Source organism: Mycolicibacter senuensis (genome assembly GCF_003284925.1).
GTDB lineage: Bacteria > Actinomycetota > Actinomycetes > Mycobacteriales > Mycobacteriaceae > Mycobacterium > Mycobacterium algericum_A.
This window is the reverse complement of the sequence record NZ_QMEX01000061.1, coordinates 1-23,562: the sequence shown is the minus strand read 5'-3', so window position 1 is coordinate 23,562 and position 23,562 is coordinate 1. Positions and strand designations below refer to the sequence as shown.

The 23,562-nt window shown below is 68.1% G+C and carries 20 protein-coding genes; 15 read left to right on the top strand and 5 right to left on the bottom strand.

All coding sequences use genetic code 11. From position 1 onward, the window contains the following. From rne to DQP56_RS14535, 6 genes are all read left to right on the top strand, one after another. A partial coding sequence (gene rne / locus DQP56_RS14560; RefSeq protein WP_133258935.1) for a ribonuclease E occupies positions 1 to 2,277 on the top strand: 2,277 nt, incomplete at its 5' end. A gap of 150 nt (positions 2,278 to 2,427) precedes the next feature. Then, the gene (gene rplU, locus DQP56_RS14555) at positions 2,428 to 2,739 is read left to right on the top strand and encodes a 50S ribosomal protein L21 (RefSeq protein ID WP_013828400.1); all 312 of its coding nucleotides are present in this window, start codon (positions 2,428 to 2,430) and stop codon (positions 2,737 to 2,739) included. A 12-nt stretch (positions 2,740 to 2,751) separates the two neighbouring features. Next, on the top strand, positions 2,752 to 3,018 hold the full coding sequence (gene rpmA, locus DQP56_RS14550; protein ID WP_112686552.1) for a 50S ribosomal protein L27: 267 nt from the start codon (positions 2,752 to 2,754) through the stop codon (positions 3,016 to 3,018). 103 nt (positions 3,019 to 3,121) lie between these two features. Next, positions 3,122 to 4,567, top strand: a complete 1,446-nt coding sequence (obgE, locus tag DQP56_RS14545; protein WP_112686550.1) for a GTPase ObgE — start codon at positions 3,122 to 3,124, stop codon at positions 4,565 to 4,567. Beyond that, positions 4,564 to 5,667, top strand: coding sequence for a glutamate 5-kinase (proB, locus tag DQP56_RS14540; protein ID WP_112686548.1), 1,104 nt, complete (start codon positions 4,564 to 4,566; stop codon positions 5,665 to 5,667). The genes obgE and proB overlap by 4 nt, the downstream gene beginning before the upstream one ends. Before the next feature lie 10 nt (positions 5,668 to 5,677). Beyond that, complete coding sequence (locus DQP56_RS14535; protein ID WP_112686546.1) at positions 5,678 to 6,439, top strand: PE-PPE domain-containing protein; 762 nt, start codon at positions 5,678 to 5,680, stop codon at positions 6,437 to 6,439. Positions 6,440 to 6,447: 8 nt separating this feature from the next. On the opposite strand, the gene DQP56_RS14530 is transcribed toward DQP56_RS14535, so the two are convergent. Then, positions 6,448 to 7,083, bottom strand: coding sequence for a TetR/AcrR family transcriptional regulator (locus DQP56_RS14530; RefSeq protein ID WP_112686544.1), 636 nt, complete (start codon positions 7,081 to 7,083; stop codon positions 6,448 to 6,450). A 105-nt stretch (positions 7,084 to 7,188) separates the two neighbouring features. Between DQP56_RS14530 and DQP56_RS14525 the strand changes: the two genes are divergently transcribed. Continuing rightward, positions 7,189 to 8,448, top strand: a complete 1,260-nt coding sequence (locus DQP56_RS14525; RefSeq protein ID WP_112686542.1) for a cytochrome P450 — start codon at positions 7,189 to 7,191, stop codon at positions 8,446 to 8,448. Positions 8,449 to 8,515: 67 nt separating this feature from the next. Here the strand turns inward: DQP56_RS14525 and DQP56_RS14520 are convergent, their stop codons facing one another. The 3 genes from DQP56_RS14520 to DQP56_RS14510 are packed head-to-tail and all read right to left on the bottom strand — an operon-like array spanning position 8,516 to position 11,190. After that, positions 8,516 to 9,769 carry an MFS transporter gene (locus DQP56_RS14520; protein WP_112686540.1) on the bottom strand — a complete coding sequence of 418 codons (1,254 nt, stop codon included), beginning with the start codon at positions 9,767 to 9,769 and terminating at the stop codon, positions 8,516 to 8,518. Between the two features lie 28 nt (positions 9,770 to 9,797). Then, positions 9,798 to 10,646 carry an NAD-dependent protein deacetylase gene (locus tag DQP56_RS14515; RefSeq protein ID WP_112686538.1) on the bottom strand — a complete coding sequence of 283 codons (849 nt, stop codon included), beginning with the start codon at positions 10,644 to 10,646 and terminating at the stop codon, positions 9,798 to 9,800. Positions 10,647 to 10,650: 4 nt separating this feature from the next. Further along, on the bottom strand, positions 10,651 to 11,190 hold the full coding sequence (locus DQP56_RS14510) for a cysteine hydrolase family protein (protein ID WP_112686536.1): 540 nt from the start codon (positions 11,188 to 11,190) through the stop codon (positions 10,651 to 10,653). A gap of 58 nt (positions 11,191 to 11,248) precedes the next feature. Here DQP56_RS14510 and DQP56_RS14505 point away from each other — a divergent pair, with 58 nt between their 5' ends. Next, on the top strand, positions 11,249 to 13,303 hold the full coding sequence (locus DQP56_RS14505) for an NAD(+) synthase (protein ID WP_112686534.1): 2,055 nt from the start codon (positions 11,249 to 11,251) through the stop codon (positions 13,301 to 13,303). A 15-nt stretch (positions 13,304 to 13,318) separates the two neighbouring features. Continuing rightward, positions 13,319 to 14,062, top strand: coding sequence for a methyltransferase domain-containing protein (locus DQP56_RS14500; RefSeq protein WP_112686532.1), 744 nt, complete (start codon positions 13,319 to 13,321; stop codon positions 14,060 to 14,062). 46 nt (positions 14,063 to 14,108) lie between these two features. On the opposite strand, the gene DQP56_RS14495 is transcribed toward DQP56_RS14500, so the two are convergent. Next, positions 14,109 to 14,969, bottom strand: coding sequence for a ribokinase (locus tag DQP56_RS14495; protein ID WP_112686530.1), 861 nt, complete (start codon positions 14,967 to 14,969; stop codon positions 14,109 to 14,111). Between the two features lie 61 nt (positions 14,970 to 15,030). On the opposite strand from DQP56_RS14495, the gene DQP56_RS14490 reads away from it, so the two are divergent. From DQP56_RS14490 to DQP56_RS24750, 6 genes are all read left to right on the top strand, one after another. Next, a complete protein-coding gene (locus DQP56_RS14490) occupies positions 15,031 to 17,223 on the top strand; it encodes an adenylate/guanylate cyclase domain-containing protein (protein WP_435673866.1) in 2,193 nt (730 codons plus the stop codon). Then, entirely contained in the window at positions 17,220 to 18,584 is a 1,365-nt protein-coding gene (locus DQP56_RS14485; RefSeq protein WP_112686526.1) for a mechanosensitive ion channel domain-containing protein, read from the top strand. The genes DQP56_RS14490 and DQP56_RS14485 overlap by 4 nt, the downstream gene beginning before the upstream one ends. A gap of 59 nt (positions 18,585 to 18,643) precedes the next feature. Next, positions 18,644 to 19,897, top strand: coding sequence for a glutamate-5-semialdehyde dehydrogenase (locus DQP56_RS14480; protein ID WP_112686524.1), 1,254 nt, complete (start codon positions 18,644 to 18,646; stop codon positions 19,895 to 19,897). An 18-nt stretch (positions 19,898 to 19,915) separates the two neighbouring features. Then, entirely contained in the window at positions 19,916 to 20,824 is a 909-nt protein-coding gene (locus tag DQP56_RS14475) for an AAA family ATPase (RefSeq protein ID WP_112686522.1), read from the top strand. 11 nt (positions 20,825 to 20,835) lie between these two features. Continuing rightward, entirely contained in the window at positions 20,836 to 22,275 is a 1,440-nt protein-coding gene (locus tag DQP56_RS14470) for a vWA domain-containing protein (protein WP_112686520.1), read from the top strand. A 230-nt stretch (positions 22,276 to 22,505) separates the two neighbouring features. Continuing rightward, a partial coding sequence (locus DQP56_RS24750; protein WP_353617151.1) for a PGRS repeat-containing protein occupies positions 22,506 to 23,562 on the top strand: 1,057 nt, incomplete at its 3' end.

Sequence of the window (23,562 nt, the reverse complement as noted above, 5' to 3'; positions counted from 1 at the left end):
GACGATTCGGCCGCGGAGTCCGACGAGACCTCGGACGCCGAGGACACCGGCGACGACGACGGTGATGCGGCCGACGAATCGGGCAGCCGGCGTCGGCGCCGTCGGCGCCGGCGCAAGACCGGCAACGGCGATGACGAGGACACCGGGTCGTCTGACGACCCACCGAACACCGTCGTGCACGAACGGACGCCGCGAAAGGCCACCAGGAGCACCAAGAGCTCTTCGGACGACGAGATCCAGGGCATCACCGGCTCGACGCGGCTCGAGGCCAAACGGCAGCGTCGCCGCGACGGCCGCGACGCCGGGCGCCGCCGGCCGCCGATCCTGAGCGAGGCCGAGTTCCTGGCCCGCCGCGAGGCCGTCGAACGCCGGATGGTGGTTCGCGACCGGATCCGCACCGAGCCACCGCACACCGGCGCGCGCTACACCCAGATCGCCGTGCTCGAAGACGGCGTCATGGTCGAACACTTCGTCACCTCGGCCGCGTCGACCTCGCTGGTGGGCAACGTCTACCTGGGCATCGTGCAGAACGTGCTGCCCTCGATGGAGGCCGCCTTCGTCGACATCGGTCGGGGCCGCAACGGTGTGCTCTACGCCGGCGAGGTCAACTGGGAGGCCGCCGGCCTGGGCGGCGCCAACCGCAAGATCGAGCAGGCGCTCAAACCCGGCGACTATGTCGTGGTGCAGGTCAGCAAGGATCCGATCGGGCACAAGGGCGCCCGGCTGACCACCCAGGTGTCGCTGGCCGGCCGCTACCTGGTGTATGTGCCGGGCGCCTCGTCGACCGGGATCAGCCGCAAACTGCCCGACACCGAGCGTCAACGGCTCAAGGAAATCCTGCGCGAGGTGGTGCCCCCCGACGCCGGCGTGATCATCCGCACCGCGTCGGAGGGCGTCAAAGAAGAAGACATCCGCGCCGACGTGGAACGCCTCCAGGAGCGCTGGAACCAGATCGAGGCGACCGCGGCCGAGACCAAGGCGAAAGCCGCGGGCGCGGCCGTGGCGCTCTACGAAGAGCCCGATGTCCTGGTCAAAGTGATCCGCGACCTGTTCAACGAGGACTTCTCCGAGCTGGTGGTCTCCGGTGACGACGCCTGGGCGACGATCAACGAGTACGTGGGGTCGGTGGCGCCCGAACTGGTGTCGAAGCTGACCCGCTACCAGCCGCCGGAGGGACCGGAGGGGCAGGCCGGACCGGACGTGTTCGCCGTTCACCGCATCGACGAGCAACTGGCCAAGGCGATGGACCGCAAGGTCTGGCTGCCCTCGGGTGGAACCCTGGTGATCGACCGGACCGAAGCCATGACGGTCGTCGACGTCAACACCGGCAAGTTCACCGGTTCCGGGGGCAACCTCGAGGAGACGGTGACCAAGAACAACTTGGAAGCCGCCGAGGAGATCGTGCGGCAACTGCGGCTGCGCGATATCGGCGGCATCATCGTCATCGACTTCATCGACATGGTGCTGGAGTCCAACCGTGACCTGGTGTTACGCCGGCTGACCGAGGCCCTGGGCCGCGACCGCACTCGCCACCAGGTGTCGGAGGTGACCTCGCTCGGCCTGGTGCAGCTGACGCGCAAGCGGCTGGGAACCGGGCTGATCGAGGCGTTCTCGACGTCGTGTCAGCACTGTTCCGGGCGCGGCATCATGCTGCACGCCGACCCGGTCGACTCGGCGGCACCCGGGCGCAGGTCCGAACCGAGCGGCCGTCGCAGCAGACGGTCGAAGAAGCCCAAGGCTGACGAGCCGGTCGTGGCGAAGGTGCCGGCGCACACCCCCGGTGACCATCCGATGTTCAAGGCGATGGCCGCGGCGAGTGACCGCAGCGACGACGAGTCCGATGACGACGCGAAGGTCGAGGCCATGGCGACGGCGTCGGCCGGGGAGCCGCGGCCGGCCGTTGAGGATGAGCCCCAGCTGCCCGGTACCGCGCTCGCCGAGGACACTGACGGCGCCGATGACGCCGATGACGCCGAGGACACCGACTACACGGACGACGCCGACGACTCCTACGACGGTGAGGACGACGCTGACGACGCCGAGGACGCCGACGACGATGCCGAGGACACCGACGAAGAGGTCGAAGTCGACCTCGACGACGATGACGACGACTTCGACGACGATCTGGACGTCATCGACGAGTCCGACGAGTCCGACGAGCCCGACGACGACGTCGATGACGACGAGTCCGGCCAGGAGACCTTGGCCGCGGCGGCGCCCTACGAACGTCCCCGGCGCCGGCGGGCGGCTATCCGGCCGGCGGGGCCGCCCAGTTGAGCAAGGCCGGTTTGACCCCTTAGCCGCTGGTCACGTACCCTAGACCAGTTGTCGCCAGGCGGGATAACCACAGCTCGGCGGACAGAACCCCAGACACCTGCGCAAGTCCCGATGGCGTGCGCGCCCGAGAAGCAGAGGTAGAAACCAACGATGGCGACGTACGCAATCGTCAAGACCGGCGGCAAGCAGTACAAGGTTGCCGTCGGTGACGTGGTCAAGGTCGAGAAGCTCGATTCGGAGCCGGGTTCGTCGGTCTCGCTGCCGGTCGCGCTGGTCGTGGACGGCACCACCGTCACGACCGACGCCGGCAAGCTGGCGAAGGTCGCGGTCACCGGCGAGGTGCTCGAGCACACCAAGGGCCCCAAGATCCGCATCCACAAGTTCAAGAACAAGACCGGCTACCACAAGCGGCAGGGTCACCGTCAGCAGTTGACCGTGCTCAAGGTCACCGGAATCAAGTAGGGAGCGAACGAGATGGCACACAAGAAGGGCGCTTCCAGCTCCCGCAACGGGCGCGACTCGAACGCGCAGCGACTCGGCGTCAAGCGGTTCGGCGGCCAGGTCGTCAAGGCCGGCGAGATTCTGGTGCGGCAGCGCGGCACCCACTTCCACCCCGGCGTCAACGTCGGTCGCGGCGGTGACGACACCCTGTTCGCCACGGCTCCCGGTGCGGTCGAGTTCGGCCTGAAGCGCGGCCGCCAGACCGTCAACATCGTTCCTGTCGCCCGCGTCGAGAGCTAACCAACCGGCCCCGCGCCGCGAACGTGCACTGACTGCGAAAATGGGCGACAAAATTCGCAGTGGTTGCACGCTCGGTGTGTGGGTTGGGTGAGAGGAAAGCTCGATGTCCCGGTTCGTCGACCGCGTCGTCATTCATGTGCGCGCCGGCGACGGGGGTAACGGCTGCGCGTCCATTCACCGGGAGAAATTCAAGCCGCTGGGCGGCCCGGACGGCGGTAACGGCGGTCGAGGTGGCAGTGTCGTGCTGGTCGTCGACCCGGGCGTGCACACCCTGTTGGACTTTCATTTCCGCCCGCACATCAAGGCCGCGTCCGGCAAGCAGGGCCAGGGCAGCAACAAGGACGGCGCTGCCGGATCGGACCTGGAGATAAAGGTGCCCGACGGCACCGTCGTGCTCGACGAAGACGGCCGGCTGCTGGCAGACCTGGTCGGCGCCGGTGCCCGCTTCGAGGCCGCCGCCGGTGGCCGCGGCGGGCTGGGCAACGCCGCGTTGGTGTCGCGAGCCCGCAAGGCGCCCGGTTTCGCATTGCTCGGGGAGAAGGGTGAGACCCGCGACCTCACGCTGGAACTCAAGACCGTCGCCGACGTCGGCCTGATCGGGTTTCCCTCGGCCGGCAAATCCGCGCTGGTGTCGGTGATCTCGGCGGCCAAGCCGAAGATCGCCGATTACCCGTTCACCACGCTGGCGCCGAACCTGGGCGTGGTCTCGGCCGGAGACAACACCTTTACCGCCGCCGACGTGCCCGGCCTGATCCCGGGTGCCTCGGCTGGACGCGGGCTGGGCCTGGACTTCTTGCGCCACATCGAACGGTGCGCGGTGTTGGTGCACGTGGTCGATTGTGCGACCGCCGAGCCGGGCCGTGATCCACTCTCCGACATCGAGGCGATCGAAGCCGAACTGGCCGCCTACACCCCGACCATGCAAGGGGATTCGGGGCTCGGCGACCTGGTGGATCGGCCGCGCGCGGTGGTGCTCAACAAGATCGACGTGCCCGAAGCGCGGGAGATGGCGGAATTCGTTCGAGACGATATCGTGGCCGAGCGCGGCTGGCCGGTGTTCATGGTGTCGACAGTGAGCCGGGAAGGCCTGCGGCCGTTGGTTTTTGCGCTGGCGGAGATGGTGACGGCGTATCGCGCCGCGCAGCCGGAACCGGTTGCTCGCCGGCCGGTGATCCGGCCGATACCCACCGGGGAGACCGGGTTCAGCGTGGCGCCCGACGGCGAAGGCGGTTTCGTCGTGCGAGGATCGCGCCCGGAGCGCTGGGTGCACCAGACCAACTTCGACAACGACGAGGCGGTCGGCTACCTGGGTGACCGGTTGGCGCGGCTCGGGGTCGAGGACGAGTTGCTGCGGCTGGGCGCCACGCCGGGCTGCGCGGTGACCATCGGGGAGATGACGTTCGACTGGGAGCCGGCTACGCCGGCCGGTGTGGACGTCACGCTGTCCGGGCGGGGCACCGACAGCCGGCTGGAGCGCACCGAACGGGTGGGGGCCGCCGAACGCAAGATCGCGCGCAAGCAGCGGCGTGAGCAGTCGGACGAGGCATGACCAGCACGGCCCGAGCGGCGATCCGCACCGCACGCAGCGTCGTCGTCAAGATCGGCACCACCGCGCTGACCGCCGACAACGGCATGTTCGACCCGGACCGGCTGGCCGGGCTGGCCGAGGCGATCGAGTCCCGGATGAAAGCCGGCTCGGACGTGGTCATCGTGTCGTCCGGTGCGATCGCCGCCGGTCTCGAACCGCTCGGCTTGGCCAAGCGGCCCACCGATCTGGCCACCAAGCAGGCCGCCGCCAGCGTGGGCCAGGTGGCTTTGGTCAATGCCTGGAGTGCGGCCTTCACCCGGTTCGGCCGCACCGTCGGACAGGTGCTGCTCACCGCCCAGGACATCTCGATGCGGGTGTCGCACACCAACGCGCAGCGCACCCTGGACCGGCTACGGGCACTGCACGCGGTGGCGATCGTCAACGAGAACGACACGGTGGCCACCAACGAGATCCGGTTCGGCGACAACGACCGGCTCTCGGCGCTGGTGGCGCACCTGGTCGGCGCCGACGCGCTGGTGTTGCTCTCCGACATCGACGGCCTCTACGACGCCGACCCCCGCAAGGGGCCGGCCCGGCTGGTTCCCGAGGTGTCCGGCCCGCAGGACCTCACCGGTGTGGTGGCCGGTGAGGGCAGTCAGCTGGGCACCGGCGGCATGGTGTCGAAACTGTCGGCGGCGTTGCTGGCCGCCGATGCCGGCGTTCCGGTGTTGCTGGCCGCCGCCGCCGACGCTGCCGCGGCCCTCTCGCACGCATCGGTGGGCACCGTGTTCGCGGCCCGGCCGCAACGGTTGTCGGCGCGCCGGTTCTGGGTGCGCCACGCCGCCGACGCGGCGGGCACGTTGACGCTCGACGCCGGGGCGGTCGAGGCGGTGTTGCAACGGCGACGCTCACTGTTGGCGGCCGGCATCACCGGGGTGTCGGGCAGATTCCACGGCGGCGACGTGGTCGACCTGTGTGGCCCGGACGCCTCGGTGGTGGCGCGCGGTGTCGTCGGTTACGACGCGACGGAGCTGGCGGCCATGATCGGTCGTTCCACCGCGGAGTTGGCGCCGGATGCCCGCCGCCCCGTCGTCCACGCCGACGACCTGGTGGCGGTGTAGGACCGCCGGCATGAGCACCGTTTTCACCATCGACGGCGCCGGATGGAGCGGGTTGCTGCGGTTCATGTGCCGCGGTGCTGTCACCAGGGGCAAGAGAATCCGTAACGTCAAGTACCCCAACACCTACGTCGACGGTTTGCGGTATGTCCCGGCGGTCCGGGCGGTGGAACGAGGTGTGCAGGCCCTCGACGACATGCTGACCGCGCACTTCGACGGCCACCCCGCTGCCGATGACGTGCTGGTCTACGGCGTGAGCATGGGGGCGCAGGTTGCCTGCAAGTGGCTGCGCGAGCGCGGCGTGACCTCGACGGTCCCCGTCGACAAGGTGTCGTTTCTGCTGCTGGCCAACCCCGAGCAGCCGTTCCACGGCATCTACCGGGCCGATCCCAAGCTGGTGAAGTTCATGACGCTGCCAGATTACGGCGGTGTCGGCGTGCCGGCGGCCACCCCGTTCCGAGTGACCGACGTCTGCCGTCAGTACGACGGCATGGCTGACTTCCCCAATCTACCTGCCGGACAGGTGAAATCACGTGCCGTCGTCAATGCGTTGCTGGGTCTGCTGACCGTCCACAACAACTACTTCCGGCTCGACATCGACAGCCCCGATAACGTCCGTGTCCACCGCGGCAACATCACCTATGTGTTCTCCCCGACGCGGGTACCTCCGATCTGCCGCTTCACGGCGCTGTCGCTCACCCAGCGGAAACGGCAGCGTCAGCAGATCGAGAACTGCTATGACCGCTCGGCCTGGCCCGGCCGAGTCGCGCTGTAGCGCCCGAGCTATCGGCTCGTTGGATTCAGATACAGTGCGCCCCAGACAATCTCGGTCAGTGCAGCAGAGAGTTCAGCGTCGTAGTCGGAGTCTTGCGCGGGTAGGTTCTGCTGGCAGGCCCGCTCTACCATCCAGGTCAGTGCACTGGCGGTGGCGGCGACGGGTAGTGCGCGGCGAATGGAACCGTCGGCCTGGCCGTCCTCGATGACCCGGGCCACCCGGCCTGAGATGCCGGTCAGCAACTCCCGGTAGGTGGCCGCCACGAGCGGGTCGTAGCCGGCCATCTCACTGAGTGCGATCAGCAGTGGCTGGTGTCGGCGGTAGCTGGCGATGATCGCGTTCATCGCAGCGTGGACATCGTCAGGATCGCGACGCGCTGCCACCTGCCACCAGCGTTCGGCCCCCGAGGCCAGATCGCCGAACACCTGGCCCGCGAGCCGGCGCAGCAGATGGCCTTTGTCCTCGAAGTAGATGTAGAAGCTGGCGCGCGACATTCCCGCTTCGGTCGCGAGCCGGTCCACGCTGAGTTCGGTGAAACTGGTGCCGTCGCCCATCAGCCGCTCGGTGGCATCCAGCAGCCGACGCTCGATCTCCTCGCGCCGTTGTTGTCGGCTGGTCGGGGGCTTCCGGGTCACCGATGCCATGCCGACCAGCGTAGCGGCGAAATTGACGTCTTGACTAGACAATCTGTCTAGACGTAGCGTTGGCGGAAACCAGCCTGTGATCGCCGTCATAGCAAAGGGGCGTCCATGTCAGCACCGTCACTGTCCACCCGCAGCTACGACCCGATCGATCTGTCGTCGCGAGCCTTCTGGTCGACCTCTGCCGCAGACCGGGAACGTGCCTTTGCCGTATTACGCGCCGAGCGTCCGGTGAGCTGGCATCCTCCCGTCGAGGACGCCCTGATGCCCGACCCGGCTGATCCCGGCTACTGGGCGGTGACCCGGCACGCCGACATCGTCGCGGTGAGCCGCGACAACCAGGCGTTCCTGTCCGGCAAGGGGGTGTTGTTCGAGAACATCCCCGAGGAACTGCTGGAGGCGTCGCAGTCCTTCCTGGCCATGGACGCACCGCGGCACACCAAGCTGCGCAAGCTGACCAGCAGCGCGATGACGCCCCGCCAGGTTCGTCGCATCGAGGATTCGATCAAGGCCAATGCCGCGGCTATCGTCACCGAACTCAAGGCCGCCGGTAGCGGCGTCGACTTCGTCGAGTACTGCGCCAAGGAACTGCCGATGCGCACGCTTTCGGACATGGTCGGCATTCCGCCGTCCGAGCGGGAGCGGGTGGCCGAGGCCGCCGACACCGCGGTGTCGTGGGCCGACGAAGTGCACCTCAACGGCCGCAATCCGCTGCAGGCGTTATTCGAGGCCCAGGGCTACCTGCATCAGTTGGTCGGAACGCTGGCAGCTGAACGCCGCGAGAACCCCAGCGACGATCTGATCAGCAGCCTGGTGACCACCGAAGTGGACGGTGACCGGCTCACCGACGGCGAGGTCGCTGCGTATTTCGTGTTGTTGTGTGTGGCCGGCAACGACACCACCCGGCAAGCCACCAGTCATGCCATGAAGGCGCTCACCGACTTTCCGGAGCAGCGGGCGTGGCTGCTGGAAGACTTCGACAACCGCATCGGCACGGCGGTCGAGGAGTTCATCCGGTGGGCCACGCCGGTGATGACCTTCCGGCGCACCGCTGCCACCGATATCGAGTTGGGCGGTCAGCTGATCCGGGCCGGCGAGAAAGTGGTGATGTTCTATTCGTCGGGCAACCGCGACGAGACGGTCTTCGACCATCCGAGCCGATTCGACCTGAGCCGCGATCCGAATCATCATGTCGGTTTCGGCGGCGGCGGTGCGCACTTCTGTCCGGGCACCCACGTGGCCCGCGCCCAGTTGCGTGCCATCTTCGGCGAACTGCTGCGCCAACTGCCGGGGATCGAAGCCGGAGAGCCGTCCTACGTGCCCGGCAACTTCATCCACGGTGTCCGCGCCATGCCCTGCACGTTCTGATTTTGGGCGTGCCCCTTGGGCGCGAGCAGACGCAAAAGCCCCTAAATCGACTCGCTAAAGGGGGCTTTCACGACTGCTCGGCGGGGTTGCGGGTGAGGTGGTCGGTGCCGAACCTGCGGCCGGTGGCGTCCTTGCCGACCGCGGTCAGCAGCACGACGGCGACCAGCGCCGGCACCACCGTGACCACCAGGGCGAACGGATAGCCGTTCGCGGCCGCGAGATGCTCCTGGATCGGCAGGTTGAATGCCGCCAGCAGATTGCCCAGCTGGTAGGTCACGCCCGGATAGAAGCCGCGGATCGCATCCGGTGACATCTCGGTCAGGTGCGCCGGAATCACCCCCCAGGCGCCTTGCACGCAGACCTGCAGCAGAAACGATCCCAGGCACAGCATCCCCGCGCTCTGCGATAGCGCGAACAGCGGCACGATCGGCAGGCCCATCACCGCCGCCCAGATGATCGCGTAGCGGCGGCCTAGCCGCTGCGACAGCGAGCCGAAGATCAGCCCGCCGATGATGCCGCCGATGTTGTAGATCACCGCGATCCACTTCGCCGTGACATGGGACAGCCCCGCGCCGTCGTCCGAGCTCAGAAACGTCGGGTAGATGTCGTGCGTGCCGTGGCTCATCCAGTTGAACGCCGTCATCAACAACACCAGATAGCAGAATCGGCGGATCACCTTGGCGTCGGTGAACACGTCGCGAATCCTGGTGCGCGTCACCCGCATCCGGTCCTGGGTGGCCTGCCACACCTCTGATTCGGTAACCCGATAGCGGATCAACAAGCTGATCAACGCCGGCAGGATGGACAGCCCGAACAGCCAGCGCCAGGACAATCCCAGCCAGTCGTTCACCAGCAGCGAGGCCAGGCTGGCGGCCAGGTAGCCGAACAGATAGCCCTCCTGCAGCAGCCCGGAGAAGAAGCCGCGTCGCTCCGGGGGGATCTTCTCCATGGCCAACGCGGCGCCCAGGCCCCATTCGCCGCCCATGCCGATGCCGTAGAGCAGGCGCAGCACCACCAGCACGGTGAAGGTCGGCGCGAACGCGCACAGGAACCCCACCGTCGAGTAGAAGATCACGTTCACCATCAGTGGTATCCGGCGGCCCACCCGGTCGGCCCACAGGCCGAACAGCAGCGCCCCGACCGGGCGCATCGCCAACGTGGCGGTGGTCAGAAACGCCACCTCGGTTTTGGTGTGGCCGAAGGTCTTGGCGATGTCGGCGTAGACGAACACCACGATGAAGTAGTCGAAGGCGTCCATCGACCACCCCAGCAGGGCGGCCAGGAAAGAGTTGCGCTGATCGGAGGTGAGGCGCTGTTTCACCGGGACATCCTGCCCTATTCGCCGGGCGCTAACGCACCGAAACGGCGCCAAGCTCAGCGGCCAGTACGGCCAGCGCCGCCGAACAGCCGCCGTCGAACTTGACGTCGGCCAGCCCGTCGCCGCGAGTGGGGCCACGGTTGACGATCGCGACCGGGATACCGCGCGCCGCGGCATGGCGGACGAACCGGTAGCCGGAGAACACCGTCAGCGACGATCCCGCCACCAGCAACGTCTCGGCCTCATCGACAACGGAATACGCCCGGGCAACGCGGTCTTGGGGAACACTCTCGCCGAAGTAGACGATGTCCGGCTTGAGGATCCCGCCGCAGGCGTGGCAGTCGAGGTAGCGGAAGGATGCGGTGTCAGTCACGACGGCGTCCGCGTCGGGGGCCACCGCGATGGCGCCGAGCGGCCCGGTTCGGCTTATGAATCCGGGGTTGAGCTCCTCCAGTTGCTCGGCCAGCGAAGCCCGGCTCATGGTGATCCCGCAGCTCAGACAGACCACCGTCGCGTAACTGCCGTGCAGGTCGATGACACGGCGGCTGCCCGCGCGGGTGTGCAGCAGGTCGACGTTCTGGGTGATCACCCCGGTGACGACGCCGGCCGCTTCCAGGGCGGCCAGCGCGGTGTGCCCGGCGTTGGGGGCGGCGGCGGCCATGTGTCGCCAGCCGAGATGGTTGCGCGCCCAGTAGCGCTGACGGAAAACCGGGTCGCCGGTGAACTGGGCGATCGTCATCGGGTTGCTCGGTGGGGAATCGGGCCCGCGATAGTCGGGAATGCCCGAGTCCGTGGAGATGCCGGCGCCGGTGAGCACCGCCGTACGCCGGCCCGCGAGCAGCGTCAGCAGGTCGCAGACCGTCGGTTCGGCGCCGCCCATCCGGCTAGCGTAGGCACTGTGCGGCAGTCGACCGTTCGGCAGCCATGTTGCGGCACATCATCTCCAGTGCCGCATCGCCCAGCGCGGCGTCGATGTGGGCGACGGCGTCGACCGGTATCACCACCGGAAGGTGCCGAACGTAGGCGTCCAGGGCGGTGTAGAGGATGCACTGTTCGGTGACCTGCCCGGTCAGGATCAGCCGCCGGGTTCCGAGCCGGCCCAGCAGGTACTCCAACGGCGTGGAATAAAAGGCGCTGTGTCGCACCTTGGTCATCGCCCGATCGCCGGGGCTCGGCACGATGGGGCGAACCAGTTCGGGGCGTGCACCCTCCAGCGCCGACCCGATGATGTCGGCGAATCCGGTGGTGAAGTCGCCGTGGTTGTCGTTGACGTAGATCAGGTCGACCCGCTCGTCGGCTCGACTGCGTTCGACCAGGTCGGCCAGCGGTTCGACGATCTTCGCGACGTTGTCGGCCAGTTGTGCCGCGTCGGGATGCCGGTAGGCGTTGAGCATGTCGACGACGGCCACCGCGGTATCGCTCATGGCCCTGGTGATACCCGAAAGCTGCACGTTGACACCATCGGGGCGAGAATGGGAGGCCATGGAGCATTCTGGGGACTTCTACAACGCCTACCGGCATGGCTTCGCGCGGGTTGCCGCCTGCACGCACCGCACCACGCTCGCCGACCCGGCCGCCAACGCCGAGTCGGTGCTGCGCCTGGCGAGGGAATGCCATGACGACGGTGTCGCGCTGGCCGTCTTTCCCGAGCTCACGCTGTCGGGATACTCCATCGAGGACATCCTGCAGCAGGACAGCCTGCTCGGCGCTGTCGAGACGGCGCTGCTGGAGGTGGTTGCGGCCTCGACGCCGCTACTGCCGGTGCTGGTGGTGGGGGCGCCGCTGCGCTATGCCCACCGGGTCTACAACACCGCCGTGGTGATCCACCGCGGGCGCATCCTCGGGGTGGCGCCGAAGTCATATCTACCCACCTACCGGGAGTTCTACGAGGGGCGCCAGTTGGCCGCCGGTGCCGACGAACGGGGGATGATCCGGCTCGGCGGCCTCGAGGTGCCGTTCGGTCCGGACCTGCTGTTCGCCGCGACCGACCTGGCCGGGTTCGTGCTGCACGTCGAGGTCTGCGAGGACATGTTCGTGCCGGTGCCGCCCAGCGCCCAGGCGGCGCTGGCCGGCGCGACGGTGCTGGCGAATCTCTCCGGCAGCCCCATCACGGTCGGGCGCGCCGAGGATCGCTGCCTGCTGGCGCGGTCGGCGTCGGCGCGATGCCTGGCCGCCTACATCTACGCCGCCGCCGGGGAGGGCGAGTCGACCACTGACCTCGCCTGGGACGGCCAGACGATGATCTGGGAGAACGGCACACTGCTCGATGACAGCGAACGCTTTCCCACCGGCGCCCGCCGGTCGGTCGCCGATGTCGACCTCGGCCTGCTGCGCTCGGAGCGCGTGCGGATGGGCACCTTCGACGACAACCGCCGCCACCACCGCGACGCGGTGCAGTCCTTTCGGCGGGTGGAGTTCGCACTGGACCCGCCTTCCGGGGACATCGGGCTGCGCCGGGTGGTCGAGCGGTTCCCGTTCGTACCGTCGAATCCCCAGCGTTTGCAACAGGATTGCTACGAGGCCTACAACATCCAGGTGTCCGGCTTAGAGCAGCGGCTGCGCGCCCTGGATTATCCCAAGGTGGTGCTCGGGGTGTCGGGTGGACTCGATTCGACCCACGCCCTGATCGTCGCCGCGCGGGCCATGGATCGGGAGAACCGGCCGCGCAGTGACATTCTGGCGTTCACCATGCCCGGCTTCGCCACCGGCGAGCGCACCAAGGCCAACGCAGCCGCGCTGAGCCGGGCGCTGGGGGTGACCTTCGCCGAGATCGACATCCGCGACAGCGCGAGGCTGATGCTGGCCGAGCTGGGCCATCCGTTCGCTCGCGGTGAAGCCGTCTACGACGTGACGTTCGAGAACGTGCAGGCCGGGCTGCGCACCGACTACCTGTTCCGGATCGCCAACCAGCGCGGCGGCATCGTGCTGGGCACCGGTGACCTGTCGGAGTTGGCGCTGGGCTGGTCCACCTACGGCGTGGGCGATCAGATGTCGCACTACAACGTCAACGGCGGGGTGCCCAAGACGCTGATCCAGCACCTGATCCGCTGGGTGATCAACTCTGGTGAATTCGACGCCGAGGTGTGCGCGGTACTGGCCTCGGTGCTCAACACCGAGATCAGCCCGGAACTGGTGCCGGCGACCAATAGCGAGGAGATTCAGCGCAGCGAGGACAAGGTGGGACCTTACTCGTTGCAGGACTTCGCACTGTTTCAGGCGCTGCGCTACGGATTCTCGCCGGCCAAGATCGCGTTCCTGGCCTGGCACGCCTGGCATGACGCGGCGGCGGGGTCCTGGCCGCCCGGGTACCCGGCGGACAAACGAGTGGTGTATTCGCTGGCCGACATCCGGCATTGGCTCAAAGTCTTTGTGCAACGGTTCTATTCGTTCAGCCAGTTCAAACGCTCGGCGCTGCCGAACGGGCCGAAGGTCTCCCACGGTGGTTCGCTGTCGCCGCGAGGGGAATGGCGGGCCCCGTCGGACATGTCGGCGCGGATCTGGCTCGACGAGATCGAACGGGAAATCCCGGCGGGGTAGCGAGGAGCACCGACGATGGCCGAGGTTCGACGGTTTCCGCTGCCACCGGCGTTGCAGCGGGCCATGACGCTGCTCGCCGACGCACCCGCCGACCCGCAGGTCAGCCGCGGCTATCTCGACCTACTCGACGGGGCGGGGGAGGCGGGCGCGCCGCAGAACACCGGTGCCATCCAGAAGCTGTGGGCCTCGTCGTTCGGGTCGCTGTTCTACGACAATGCCCAGGCGTTGGGTCGCAGGCTGCTCGAAGCCTGGCAGCACCCGATCGACTGGCTGAACATCCCGGCCGGCGGGGTGGCGCTGGACGTCGGCTGCGGCCCGGGCAGTATCACGGCCTCGCTGGCCGGCGCCGTGGGCGCCGACGGTTTGGCGTTGGGTATCGACGTCTCCAAGCCGATGCTGGCGCGGGCGGTACGGGTGCAGGCCGGCTCACAGACCGCGTTTCTGCGAGCCGACGCGCAGCGACTGCCGCTGCGCGACAACACCGTTGACGCCGTCATCTCAATTGCCATGCTGCAGCTGATCCCCGATCCGGCAGTGGCGCTGGCCGAGATGGGGCGGGTGCTCAAGCCCGGCGGCCGGATCGCGCTCATGGTGCCCACCGCAGGATCGGCCTCCCGGATGTGGCGGCTGCTGCCCAAGGCCGGTGCACGGGTATTCGACGACGACGAGATCGCCGACACCCTCGAAAGCCACGGTTTCACCAGCGTCCGGGCCAAGAACTACGGAACCATTCAGTGGGTGCGCGCCAAGCGGATCTGACCCGCTGACCGCGACTACCCGGCGGCGCCGAACGCCGACCGGGCGTTCAGCGACCGGGTTGGCCGGTCGCCAGCGCCGCTTCGATCGCCGCGGCGGTCGGGGCGCAATCGCCGGCGCCGGGAACCAGCGTCGCCAGCGCCCCGGCCACACAGGCAAGCCGCAGCGCATGTGCCTTGCCGCTGGGCCACTCGGCTGCCAGCACACCGGCGAAGACATCGCCGGCACCGGAGGTGTCGATAGCGGCCACCACCGGTGCCGGCACCTCGACGATGCCATCAGCCCCGCTGTAGCGGGCGCCGCGCGCTCCGAGCGTGACCACCCGATGCGGTACCGGATGGCTGAACCGCGCCGATTCCGTCTCATTGACCACCGCCACGTCGATCAGCTCCGCCAGCTCGGTCAGGTCTTCACCGGCCGGGGAGACGTTTACGATCACGGTCGCCCCCGTCCGGCGAGCCGCTCGGGCCGCTGCGGTGGCGGTTGGGATCGGGATCTCCAGCTGCAGCAGCACCACGTGCGCCTTGGTGATCAACTCGCACTGGCCGGCGTCCAGCGTCAGCGCGCTGTTGGCCCCCGGCGCTACCACGATGGTGTTCTCTCCGGCCGGATCCACCATGACGACCGCCGATCCGCTGGGACCCGCGACGGTCGTCAATCCGCCGGTGCCGACCCCGTTGTCCTCCAGGTGCCGGCGTAACTGCAGACCGGCGTCATCGTCACCCACCGCGCCGATGAACGAGACGTCGGCGCCGGCACGCGCGGCTGCCACCGCCTGGTTGGCCCCCTTGCCGCCGGGGTGGCTGCTCGGCGCCGAGCTGAGGACCGTTTCGCCGGGCGCGGGCAGCGCAGCCACCGTGAACACGGTATCCAGATTCACACTGCCCACCACGCACAGCTGCGCCACCATGCTGTCCAGCTTCGCATTCGCGACCTCGTAATGTCGCGCATCCCTTAGGGTGGGGAACCGTCTGGTAACCGGGGAAGGGAGCGGCCGGGTGGACTCGGCACCGTCGGCAGCCACGGACGACACCGTGAACGTTGAGCGACGCCGCCGGTGGCTGCCGTCTCGACTCAGCATCCAGACCAAACTGATGCTGATCCTGCTGCTGACCAGCATCGTGTCGGTTGGTGTGGTGGGCTTCGTCGAGTTCCAGTACGGCGCAGCCGAACTGCAACGTTCGGCCACGAGCAAGCTGGTACAGGCCCGTGAGGCGCAGCACCGAGCGGTCTCGAGCCTGTTCGCAGAGATGACGAGTTCGCTGATCATCTTCAGCGGGGGAGCGACGGCCTCCAACGCGCTCCACGCGTTCACCGCGGGCTTCGACGAACTTGCCCGCGCCACAGTCACTCCCGAGCAGCAACGTGCGATCGTCGGCCACTACCGCGACAACTTCATCGAGCAGCTGACCGAGCGGACCGGGGAGCGGGCGGACATCGCCGCGCTGCTGCCGGCGTCGACCGCGCAGCGTTACCTGCAGGCGCACTACACCGCCGGCTATACCGGGGAATCCGAGAAGCCCGAGGACGCCGGCGACGGCAGCGCCTGGTCCGCGGCAAACGCCGAATTCAACAGCTTTTTCACGGAGATCGTCAAGCGCAACGAGTACCTGGATGCGCTGCTGCTGGACACCAGGGGCAACGTGGTCTACTCCGTGAACAAGGGCGTGGACCTGGGCACCAACGTGCTGACCGGCCCCTACCGCGAATCCGTGCTGCGTGACGCCTACCGTAAAGCGCTGGCCTCCAACGCGGTCAACTTCGTCTGGATCACCGATTACCAGCCGTATCAACCTAACCTGGACACGCCGACCGCCTGGCTGGTGTCGCCGGTCGGCGTCAAGGGCACCGTCGAGGGGGTGCTGGCCCTGCCGCTGCCCAGCGCGAAGGTTAATCGGATCATGACCGCCAACCGTGACTGGAAGGCCGCCCAGGTCGGGCGCACCACCGAGACCTATCTGGCCGGACCCGACGACCTGATGCGCTCCGATTCACGGTTGTTTCTGGAGGACCCGGAGCGGTACCGCCGCGAAGCGGTGGCGGCGGGTACGCCGGTCGCCACGGTGGACAAGGCCCTGAAGCTGGGGACCACCACCCTGGTTCAGCCGGTGGGCTCCCCGGGTCTGCGTGCCGCGCAACGCGGCCAGACCGGCACGCTCAACACCGGATACGACTACCTCGGCAACCGTGAACTTGCCGCGTACGCGCCGCTGACCATCCCGAACTCGGATCTACAGTGGTCGATCCTGGCGACCAGGGACTACTCCGATGCGTACGCCGGGGTCACCTCGTTCAGCAAGCGGGTGGTGCTGGCCACCACCGGGGTCATCATCGCGATCTGTGTGCTGGCGATGCTGCTGGCGCGGCTTTTCCTGCGGCCGATCCGACGGCTGCAGGCCGCCGCCCAGCGGATCAGTGCCGGCGACTACAGCGCCGCGGTACCCAGCGGAACGGCTGACGAGATCGGCGATCTCACCAAGGCCTTCAACGACATGGGCCGCAGCCTGCGGACGAAGGAGGAACTGCTCAACGAACAGCGCAAGCAGAACGACGAGCTGCTGTTGTCGCTGATGCCGGAGTCGGTGGTGCAGCGCTACCGCGGCGGAGAGCAGGCCATCGCCGAAGAGCACCACAACGTCAGCGTCGTCTACGCCGAACTGCAGGGGATCGACCAGCTCTCCGGCGAAGTCGCCGCGAACGAATTGGTGACGATCGTCGACGAACTGGTCCGGCAATTCGATGCGGCGGCCGAAGTCGTTGGCGTCGAACGAATTCGAACCATGTACAACGGCTACCTCGCCGGCTGCGGTTTGACCACCCCGCGGCTGGACGGCGTGCACCGCATCGTCGAATTCGCGAGCGAGATGCAGCGTATCGTCGACCGGTTCAACGTCAAATCCGGCCGCCGGCTGAGCCTGTGGGCCGGTGTCAACACCGGCGAAGTCGTCAGCGGTCTGGTGGGCCGATCCGGGGTGACCTACGACCTGTGGGGATCGGCCGTCAACCTTGCCTATCAGTTACGCAGGGGTACACCGCAATCCGGCATCTACGTCACCGGGGCCGTGCGCGACATGCTCGGCGGCGGCGCGGAGTTCACCCCGGCCGGCACCGTGGCCATCGGTGACACCGAAGAGCAGGTCTGGCGCTTGGCGGAGCCCACGTGAACATCTTCGGGCCGTGGTTCTACTGGGCGGTCGGCGTGGCCGCGGGGTTTCCCGCCGGTCTGATCCTGCTGACCGAATGGCATGTGGCGTTGACCCGCAGGGGCAGCTACCTGGCCCGGCCGGTGGCGTTGGTGCGGAATTACCTGCTGCCGCTGGGAGCGTTGCTGGTGTTGCTGGGGCAGGTGGCCGCAGTACCGGCGCAGGACCCGACGGTGCGGGTCATCTACACCCTGTTCGGCTTCGTGCTGCTGGTGTTGCTGTTGTCCGGGTTGAACGTCACCTTTTTCCAGAGTGCCCCGAAAGGCTCTTGGCGAGGCCGGATCCCGACCATCTTCATCGATGTCGCCCGCTTCCTGCTGATCGGTGTCGGTCTGGCGCTGATCCTGTCCTACGTGTGGGGCGCCAAGATCGGCGGTCTGTTCACCGCGCTGGGCGTGACCTCGGTGGTCATCGGCCTGATGCTGCAGAATTCGGTCGGTCAGATCGTTTCGGGGCTGTTCATGTTGTTCGAGCAGCCGTTCCGGATCGGCGACTGGCTGTCCACCCCGACCGCGCGCGGCCGCGTCGTCGAGGTGAACTGGCGGGCGGTGCACATCAGCACCGCCGGCGGCCTGCAGGTCACCCCGAACTCGGTGCTGGCGAGCACGTCGTTCACCAACGTCAGCCGGTCCGGTGGTGCGCATCGGGTGTCGATCACGACGACGTTCGCGGTCTCCGACCCGCCAGACCGGGTGTGCGCGCTGCTGTCGCGGGTCGCCACCGCACTGCCGCTGCGTACCACCGGCGAGGCGCCCGGTTCGGTGGCACTCGGCGGCGGCGAATACCGGACCACGATCGCCCTCGACTCCCCGGCTGACGACGGTCCTGCGCAGGCCACCTTCCTGCGGTGGCTCTGGTATGCCGCCCGCCGCGAGGGGCTGCACCTCGACGACTCCGACGACGTGTTCTCGACACCCGAGCGGGTTGCCGAGGCGCTGCGCACGGTGGTGGCGCCTGCGCTGCGGCTGACCGATGCCGACCAGCAGGCCGTGGCGCCCTACGCCGTGGTGGTCCGCTACGGCGCGGATGAAGTCCTGGAGCAGGCCGGGCATGTGCCGACCGCGATGATCTTCCTGACCGAGGGCAGTGTCCGGCTCACCACCGAGGATCCGGCGGTGCCGAGCGCAACACTGCGCCACGGCGCCTTTCTCGGGGTCACCACGCTGACCCGGCAGGCCAGCCAGTTCGATGCCCGAGCACTGGAGGAAGTGACCGCGGTGGTGATCGGCCGCGACCACATCGAGGAGCTGGTGATGGCCAAGCCGCTGTTGCTGCAGGAGTTGGGCCGGATCATCGACCAGCGTCGCGCGGCGCCTGCCTAGCGCCGCCGCCAGAATGGGGCCGTTTCGCCCGATCCACCGTTCGCCGATACCCTGGATCGATGAGCGTGCCCGTACTTCCCGACCTGCGCCAAGAGGTCCACGACGCCGCCCGCCGGGCTCGGATCGCCTCCCGCGCGCTGACCTCGTTGTCCACGGTGGCCAAGAACAGTGCGTTGAACGCCGCGGCCGATGCGCTGCTGGCCCATGCCGACGATGTCCTGGCCGCCAACACCGAAGACCTGGCCGCGGCCAGGGCCGCCGGCACCCCGGAGGCCATGCTCGACCGGCTGGCGCTGAACCCGCAGCGCGTCGAAGGGATCGCCGCGGGCCTGCGCCAGGTCGCGGGGTTGCCCGACCCGGTCGGCGAGGTGCTGCGCGGCTACACCCTGCCCAATGGGCTGCAGCTGCGTCAGCAGCGGGTTCCGCTCGGCGTGGTGGGCATGGTCTATGAGGGCCGGCCCAACGTCACCGTGGACGCGTTCGGCCTGACGCTGAAGTCAGGCAACGCCGCGCTGTTGCGCGGCAGCTCGTCAGCGGCGCATTCGAACCGGGCCCTGGTCGAAGTGCTGCGCAAGGCGCTGACCGACGAGGACCTCCCCGCCGACGCCGTCCAGTTGCTCTCGGCGGTCGACCGCGCCACCGTGACCCACCTGATCCAGGCCCGCGGACTGGTCGACGTGGTGATCCCGCGCGGCGGGGCCGGGCTGATCGAGGCCGTGGTGCGCGATGCGCTGGTGCCGACCATCGAGACCGGCGTCGGCAACTGCCACGTCTACATCCATGAGGCGGCCGACCTCGACATCGCCGAAGAGGTGCTGTTGAACTCCAAGACACGGCGGCCCAGCGTCTGCAACGCCGCCGAGACGCTGTTGATCGACCGGGCCATCGCCGGCTCCGCGGTGCCGCGGCTGGTCGACGCGTTGACCGCCGCCGGGGTTGCGGTGCACGGGGACGCCGACGCGGCCGCGGGCGAGGACGACCTGCGCCGTGAATACCTGGCGATGGACATCGCCCTCTCGGTGGTCGACGGGCTCGAGGACGCCATCGACCACATCAACGAATACGGCACCGGTCACACCGAGGCCATCGTCACCAGCAACATGGCCGCCGCCCAGCGCTTCAGCGAGCAGGTCGACGCCGCGGCGGTCATGGTCAATGCCTCCACGGCGTTCACCGACGGCGAGCAGTTCGGTTTCGGCGCCGAGATCGGAATCTCCACCCAGAAGCTGCACGCCCGCGGCCCGATGGGGTTGCCGGAGCTGACATCGACCAAATGGATCGTGTGGGGCGACGGTCACACCCGTCCCGTCTAAAAGGAGCCATACCCTCGCATGGAAAAGCCCGGCATACCCGCCACCCCGGCCCGGCACGCCTCGTTGTTCACCGACATCGACGACGTGGCCCGACGGCTGGCCGAGACCGGCTACCTGGCCGACACCGCCACCACCACCGCGGTCTTCCTGGCCGACCGGCTCGGTAAACCGCTGCTGGTGGAGGGCCCGGCCGGAGTCGGCAAGACCGAGCTGGCCCGCGCGGTAGCCGCGGCGACCGGCGCCGGGCTGGTGCGGCTGCAGTGCTACGAGGGCGTCGATGAGGCCCGGGCGCTCTACGAGTGGAATCACGCCAAGCAGATACTCCGTATTCAGTCCGGCAACGCTGCCGATCAGGGCAGTGACTGGGACGCCACCAAGATGGACGTGTTCTCCGAGGAGTTCCTGCTGTCGCGCCCACTGCTGACCGCGATCCGGCGCACCGAGCCGACGGTGCTGCTGATCGACGAGACCGACAAGGCCGACATCGAGATCGAGGGCCTGCTGCTGGAGGTGCTCAGCGACTTCGCGGTCACCGTTCCGGAACTGGGCACCATCACCGCGATCCGGACGCCGTTCACGGTATTGACCTCCAATGCCACCCGGGAACTGTCCGAAGCGCTCAAGCGGCGCTGCCTGTTTCTGCACATCGACTTCCCCGACCCGGACCTGGAGCGGCGCATCCTGCTGTCCCGCGTACCCGAGCTGCCCGAACACCTTGCCGCCGAACTCGTGCGCATCATCGGCGTGCTGCGCGGCATGCAACTCAAGAAGCTGCCCTCGGTGGCCGAGACCATCGACTGGGGACGGACGCTGTTGGCGCTGGGCATGGACACCATCGACGACGCCACCGTTGCGGCCACCCTCGGGGTGGTGCTCAAGCACCAGTCCGACCAGGTGCGCGCATCAGGGGAACTGCGACTGAACTGATGGTGCAGTAGATGGTTCGCCGCATCCGCCCGCCGCATCCGCTGGCCCCGCACGGTATCCCCGGTCACCTGGTGGGGTTCGTCGAAGCACTGCGCGGCCAGGGGATTTCGGTGGGGCCGTCGGAAACCGTCGACGCCGGACGAGTGCTGGCCGCGCTCGAGCTCGCTGATCGCGAGGTGTTGCGTGAGGGCCTGGCGTGCGCGGTGCTGCGCCGGCCCGATCACCGCGACACCTACGATGCCATGTTCGACCTGTGGTTTCCCGCCGCGTTGGGTGGCCGGACCGTGGTCGTTTCGGACGAACCGCAGTCGGCCGACGACATTCCGCTGCCGGAAGACGCCGAACAGCTGCGCGCGATGTTGGTCGATTTGCTGACCGCCAACCCCGACCTGGCCGAGACCGACGCACGGTTGTCGGCGATGATCGCCGCGATCGTCGGCGCCTACGGGCAGTACCGCTCCAGCCGAGGCCCGTCGTACTCGGCCTACCAGGCACTCAAGGCGCTCGAGCTCGACGAATTGGAGGGCAGGCTGTTGGCCGGACTGCTTGCGCCTTACGGGGACGAGCCCAGTCCGACTCAGGAGCAGATCGCCAAAGCCGTTGCAGCCCAGCGGATCGCGCAGCTGCGCAAGCTCGTCGACGCCGAAACCAAGCGGCGGACCGCGGAACAGCTGGGCCGCGAGCATGTGCAGATGTACGGCATCCCGCAACTGAGCGAGAACGTCGAGTTCCTGCGCGCTTCCGGTGAACAGCTGCGGCAGATGCGCCGCGTGGTGGCCCCGTTGGCTCGCACCCTGGCCACCCGACTGGCCGCGCGACGGCGACGTTCGCGCGCCGGCACCATCGACTTGCGCAAGACGCTGCGGCGCTCGATGTCCACCGGAGGCGTGCCGATCGACGTGGTGCTACGCAAGCCTCGCCCGGCTCGGCCGGAACTGGTGGTGCTGTGCGACGTGTCCGGATCGGTGGCCGGGTTCAGTCACTTCACTCTGCTGTTGGTACATGCACTGCGCCAACAGTTTTCCCGCGTTCGGGTGTTCGCGTTCATCGACACCACCGATGAGGTCACGCACCTGTTCGGGCCCGAGGCCGACCTGGCGGTGGCCATTCAGCGGATCACCCGCGAGTCCGGGGTGTACACCCGTGACGGCCACTCCGATTACGGCAACGCGTTCGTCTCGTTCGCCGAGAAATATCCGAGTGTGGTGTCACCGCGCAGTTCGCTGCTGGTGCTGGGCGATGGCCGCACCAACTACCGCGATCCCGGGGTGGGTGTGCTCTCGCATCTGGTGACCGCCAGCCGGCATGCGCACTGGCTCAACCCCGAGCCCCGCCACCTCTGGGGCAGCGGCGACTCCGCGGTGCCGCGGTATACCGATGTCATCACCATGCATGAATGTCGCTCGGCAAAGCAGTTGGCTGCGGTGATCGACCAGTTATTGCCGGTCTGACCCCAAATCGCGAACGTGCGTGTTTGTCCGGCAACACGCCGGGCGGGCCGTGCAACTGTGCACGCTCACCTCAACCCGCCGTCCCCGCGCACCTCAAACGAGCAAGTAAGTGACCTTTCTGCGAGAAACTAGAGTAGTTCATTACTCTATGAACCCCGCAGAGCATCGAAATAGCCTAAGGCGTCTTAGCGAGTCTTAAGCATCTCGTTGTTCAACGGGGAGGTCGTGTGATGGCTGACAGCAACCGCAGTGCGAAGCGGAACTCGGCACGTAAGGGCAAGGCACGTCGCGCGAGCCGCGTCGGCGGTGCCGGCGCGGCGGTAAGTGCGTTTCTGGCGTTCGGGATGACGCCGCTGGCGTACGCACCGCAGGCCCGGGCCGACGACTTCGGGCTGGCCGACCTGTTCGACCCCTCGACGTGGGCGTTGCCCTACGACGGCATCGACTGGGGTTCCTTCGTCGACCCGGCGGCCTGGTCGTCGTTGTTCGACGCTGCGGCCTTCGACGCCACCGCCGTGGGAACCGCAACCGCGGACCCGTTCGGGCTGGATGCTGCCTTCAACTCGTTCATGAGCGACGTCAACTCCTGGGTGAGCACCAACTGGATCGGCACCCAGCTCGGCGACTGGGTCGACACCAACCTGCTCAACCCGCTGGGTGCGGCGTGGGCCTCCGCCGACAGCTGCGGGTTCATCTGCAACGGTCTGGCCGGCACGGCCGCCGACCCGGACGGCCAGGACGGCGGTTGGCTGTTCGGCAACGGTGGCGCGGGCTACAGCTACACCGCCGGTGACGGCTTCCACGATGGTGGCGACGGTGGTGACGCCAACATGTGGGGTGACGGGGGCGCAGGCGGTAACGGCTCCGACGGTGGCGCCGGTGGCGCCGGCGGCGCGGGTGGCATGTTCTCAGGTAACGGTGGCGACGGTGGCGCCGGTGGTGACGGCCTCGCCGGCTCCGCGCACGTCGACGGTGGTGCCGGTGGTGCCGGTGGCAACGCCGGTCAGTTCTCCTTCTTCGCGCACGGCGGCGCGGGTGGCGTCGGCGGTGATGGCGCGACCGGTCAAGCCGGTGATCACGGTGTTGCCGGGGTGGATCTGGGCAATGGTGTGGGCGCGGGAACCGACGGCTCTGACGGCGGAAACGGCGGCAAGGGCGGCAGCGGTGGTTCCGGCGGGTTCATGTTCGGGACCGGTGGTGCGGCCGGTGACGGCGGTGCGAACGGCGCCGGCGGTAACGGCGGCGACGGTGCCGACGGTGTCGTCGGGAACCTCAACGGCGGTAACG

What these genes read in the sequence shown, in the direction of transcription:
- rplU (WP_013828400.1), top strand. Translation starts at nt 2,428, where the DNA reads ATGGCGACGTACGCAATCGTCAAGACCGGCGGCAAGCAGTACAAGGTT.
- rpmA (WP_112686552.1), top strand. Translation starts at nt 2,752, where the DNA reads ATGGCACACAAGAAGGGCGCTTCCAGCTCCCGCAACGGGCGCGACTCG.
- obgE (WP_112686550.1), top strand. Translation starts at nt 3,122, where the DNA reads ATGTCCCGGTTCGTCGACCGCGTCGTCATTCATGTGCGCGCCGGCGAC.
- proB (WP_112686548.1), top strand. Translation starts at nt 4,564, where the DNA reads ATGACCAGCACGGCCCGAGCGGCGATCCGCACCGCACGCAGCGTCGTC.
- DQP56_RS14535 (WP_112686546.1), top strand. Translation starts at nt 5,678, where the DNA reads ATGAGCACCGTTTTCACCATCGACGGCGCCGGATGGAGCGGGTTGCTG.
- DQP56_RS14530 (WP_112686544.1), bottom strand. Translation starts at nt 7,083, where the DNA reads ATGGCATCGGTGACCCGGAAGCCCCCGACCAGCCGACAACAACGGCGC.
- DQP56_RS14525 (WP_112686542.1), top strand. Translation starts at nt 7,189, where the DNA reads ATGTCAGCACCGTCACTGTCCACCCGCAGCTACGACCCGATCGATCTG.
- DQP56_RS14515 (WP_112686538.1), bottom strand. Translation starts at nt 10,646, where the DNA reads ATGGGCGGCGCCGAACCGACGGTCTGCGACCTGCTGACGCTGCTCGCG.
- DQP56_RS14510 (WP_112686536.1), bottom strand. Translation starts at nt 11,190, where the DNA reads ATGAGCGATACCGCGGTGGCCGTCGTCGACATGCTCAACGCCTACCGG.
- DQP56_RS14505 (WP_112686534.1), top strand. Translation starts at nt 11,249, where the DNA reads ATGGAGCATTCTGGGGACTTCTACAACGCCTACCGGCATGGCTTCGCG.
- DQP56_RS14500 (WP_112686532.1), top strand. Translation starts at nt 13,319, where the DNA reads ATGGCCGAGGTTCGACGGTTTCCGCTGCCACCGGCGTTGCAGCGGGCC.
- DQP56_RS14495 (WP_112686530.1), bottom strand. Translation starts at nt 14,969, where the DNA reads ATGGTGGCGCAGCTGTGCGTGGTGGGCAGTGTGAATCTGGATACCGTG.
- DQP56_RS14480 (WP_112686524.1), top strand. Translation starts at nt 18,644, where the DNA reads ATGAGCGTGCCCGTACTTCCCGACCTGCGCCAAGAGGTCCACGACGCC.
- DQP56_RS14475 (WP_112686522.1), top strand. Translation starts at nt 19,916, where the DNA reads ATGGAAAAGCCCGGCATACCCGCCACCCCGGCCCGGCACGCCTCGTTG.
- DQP56_RS14470 (WP_112686520.1), top strand. Translation starts at nt 20,836, where the DNA reads ATGGTTCGCCGCATCCGCCCGCCGCATCCGCTGGCCCCGCACGGTATC.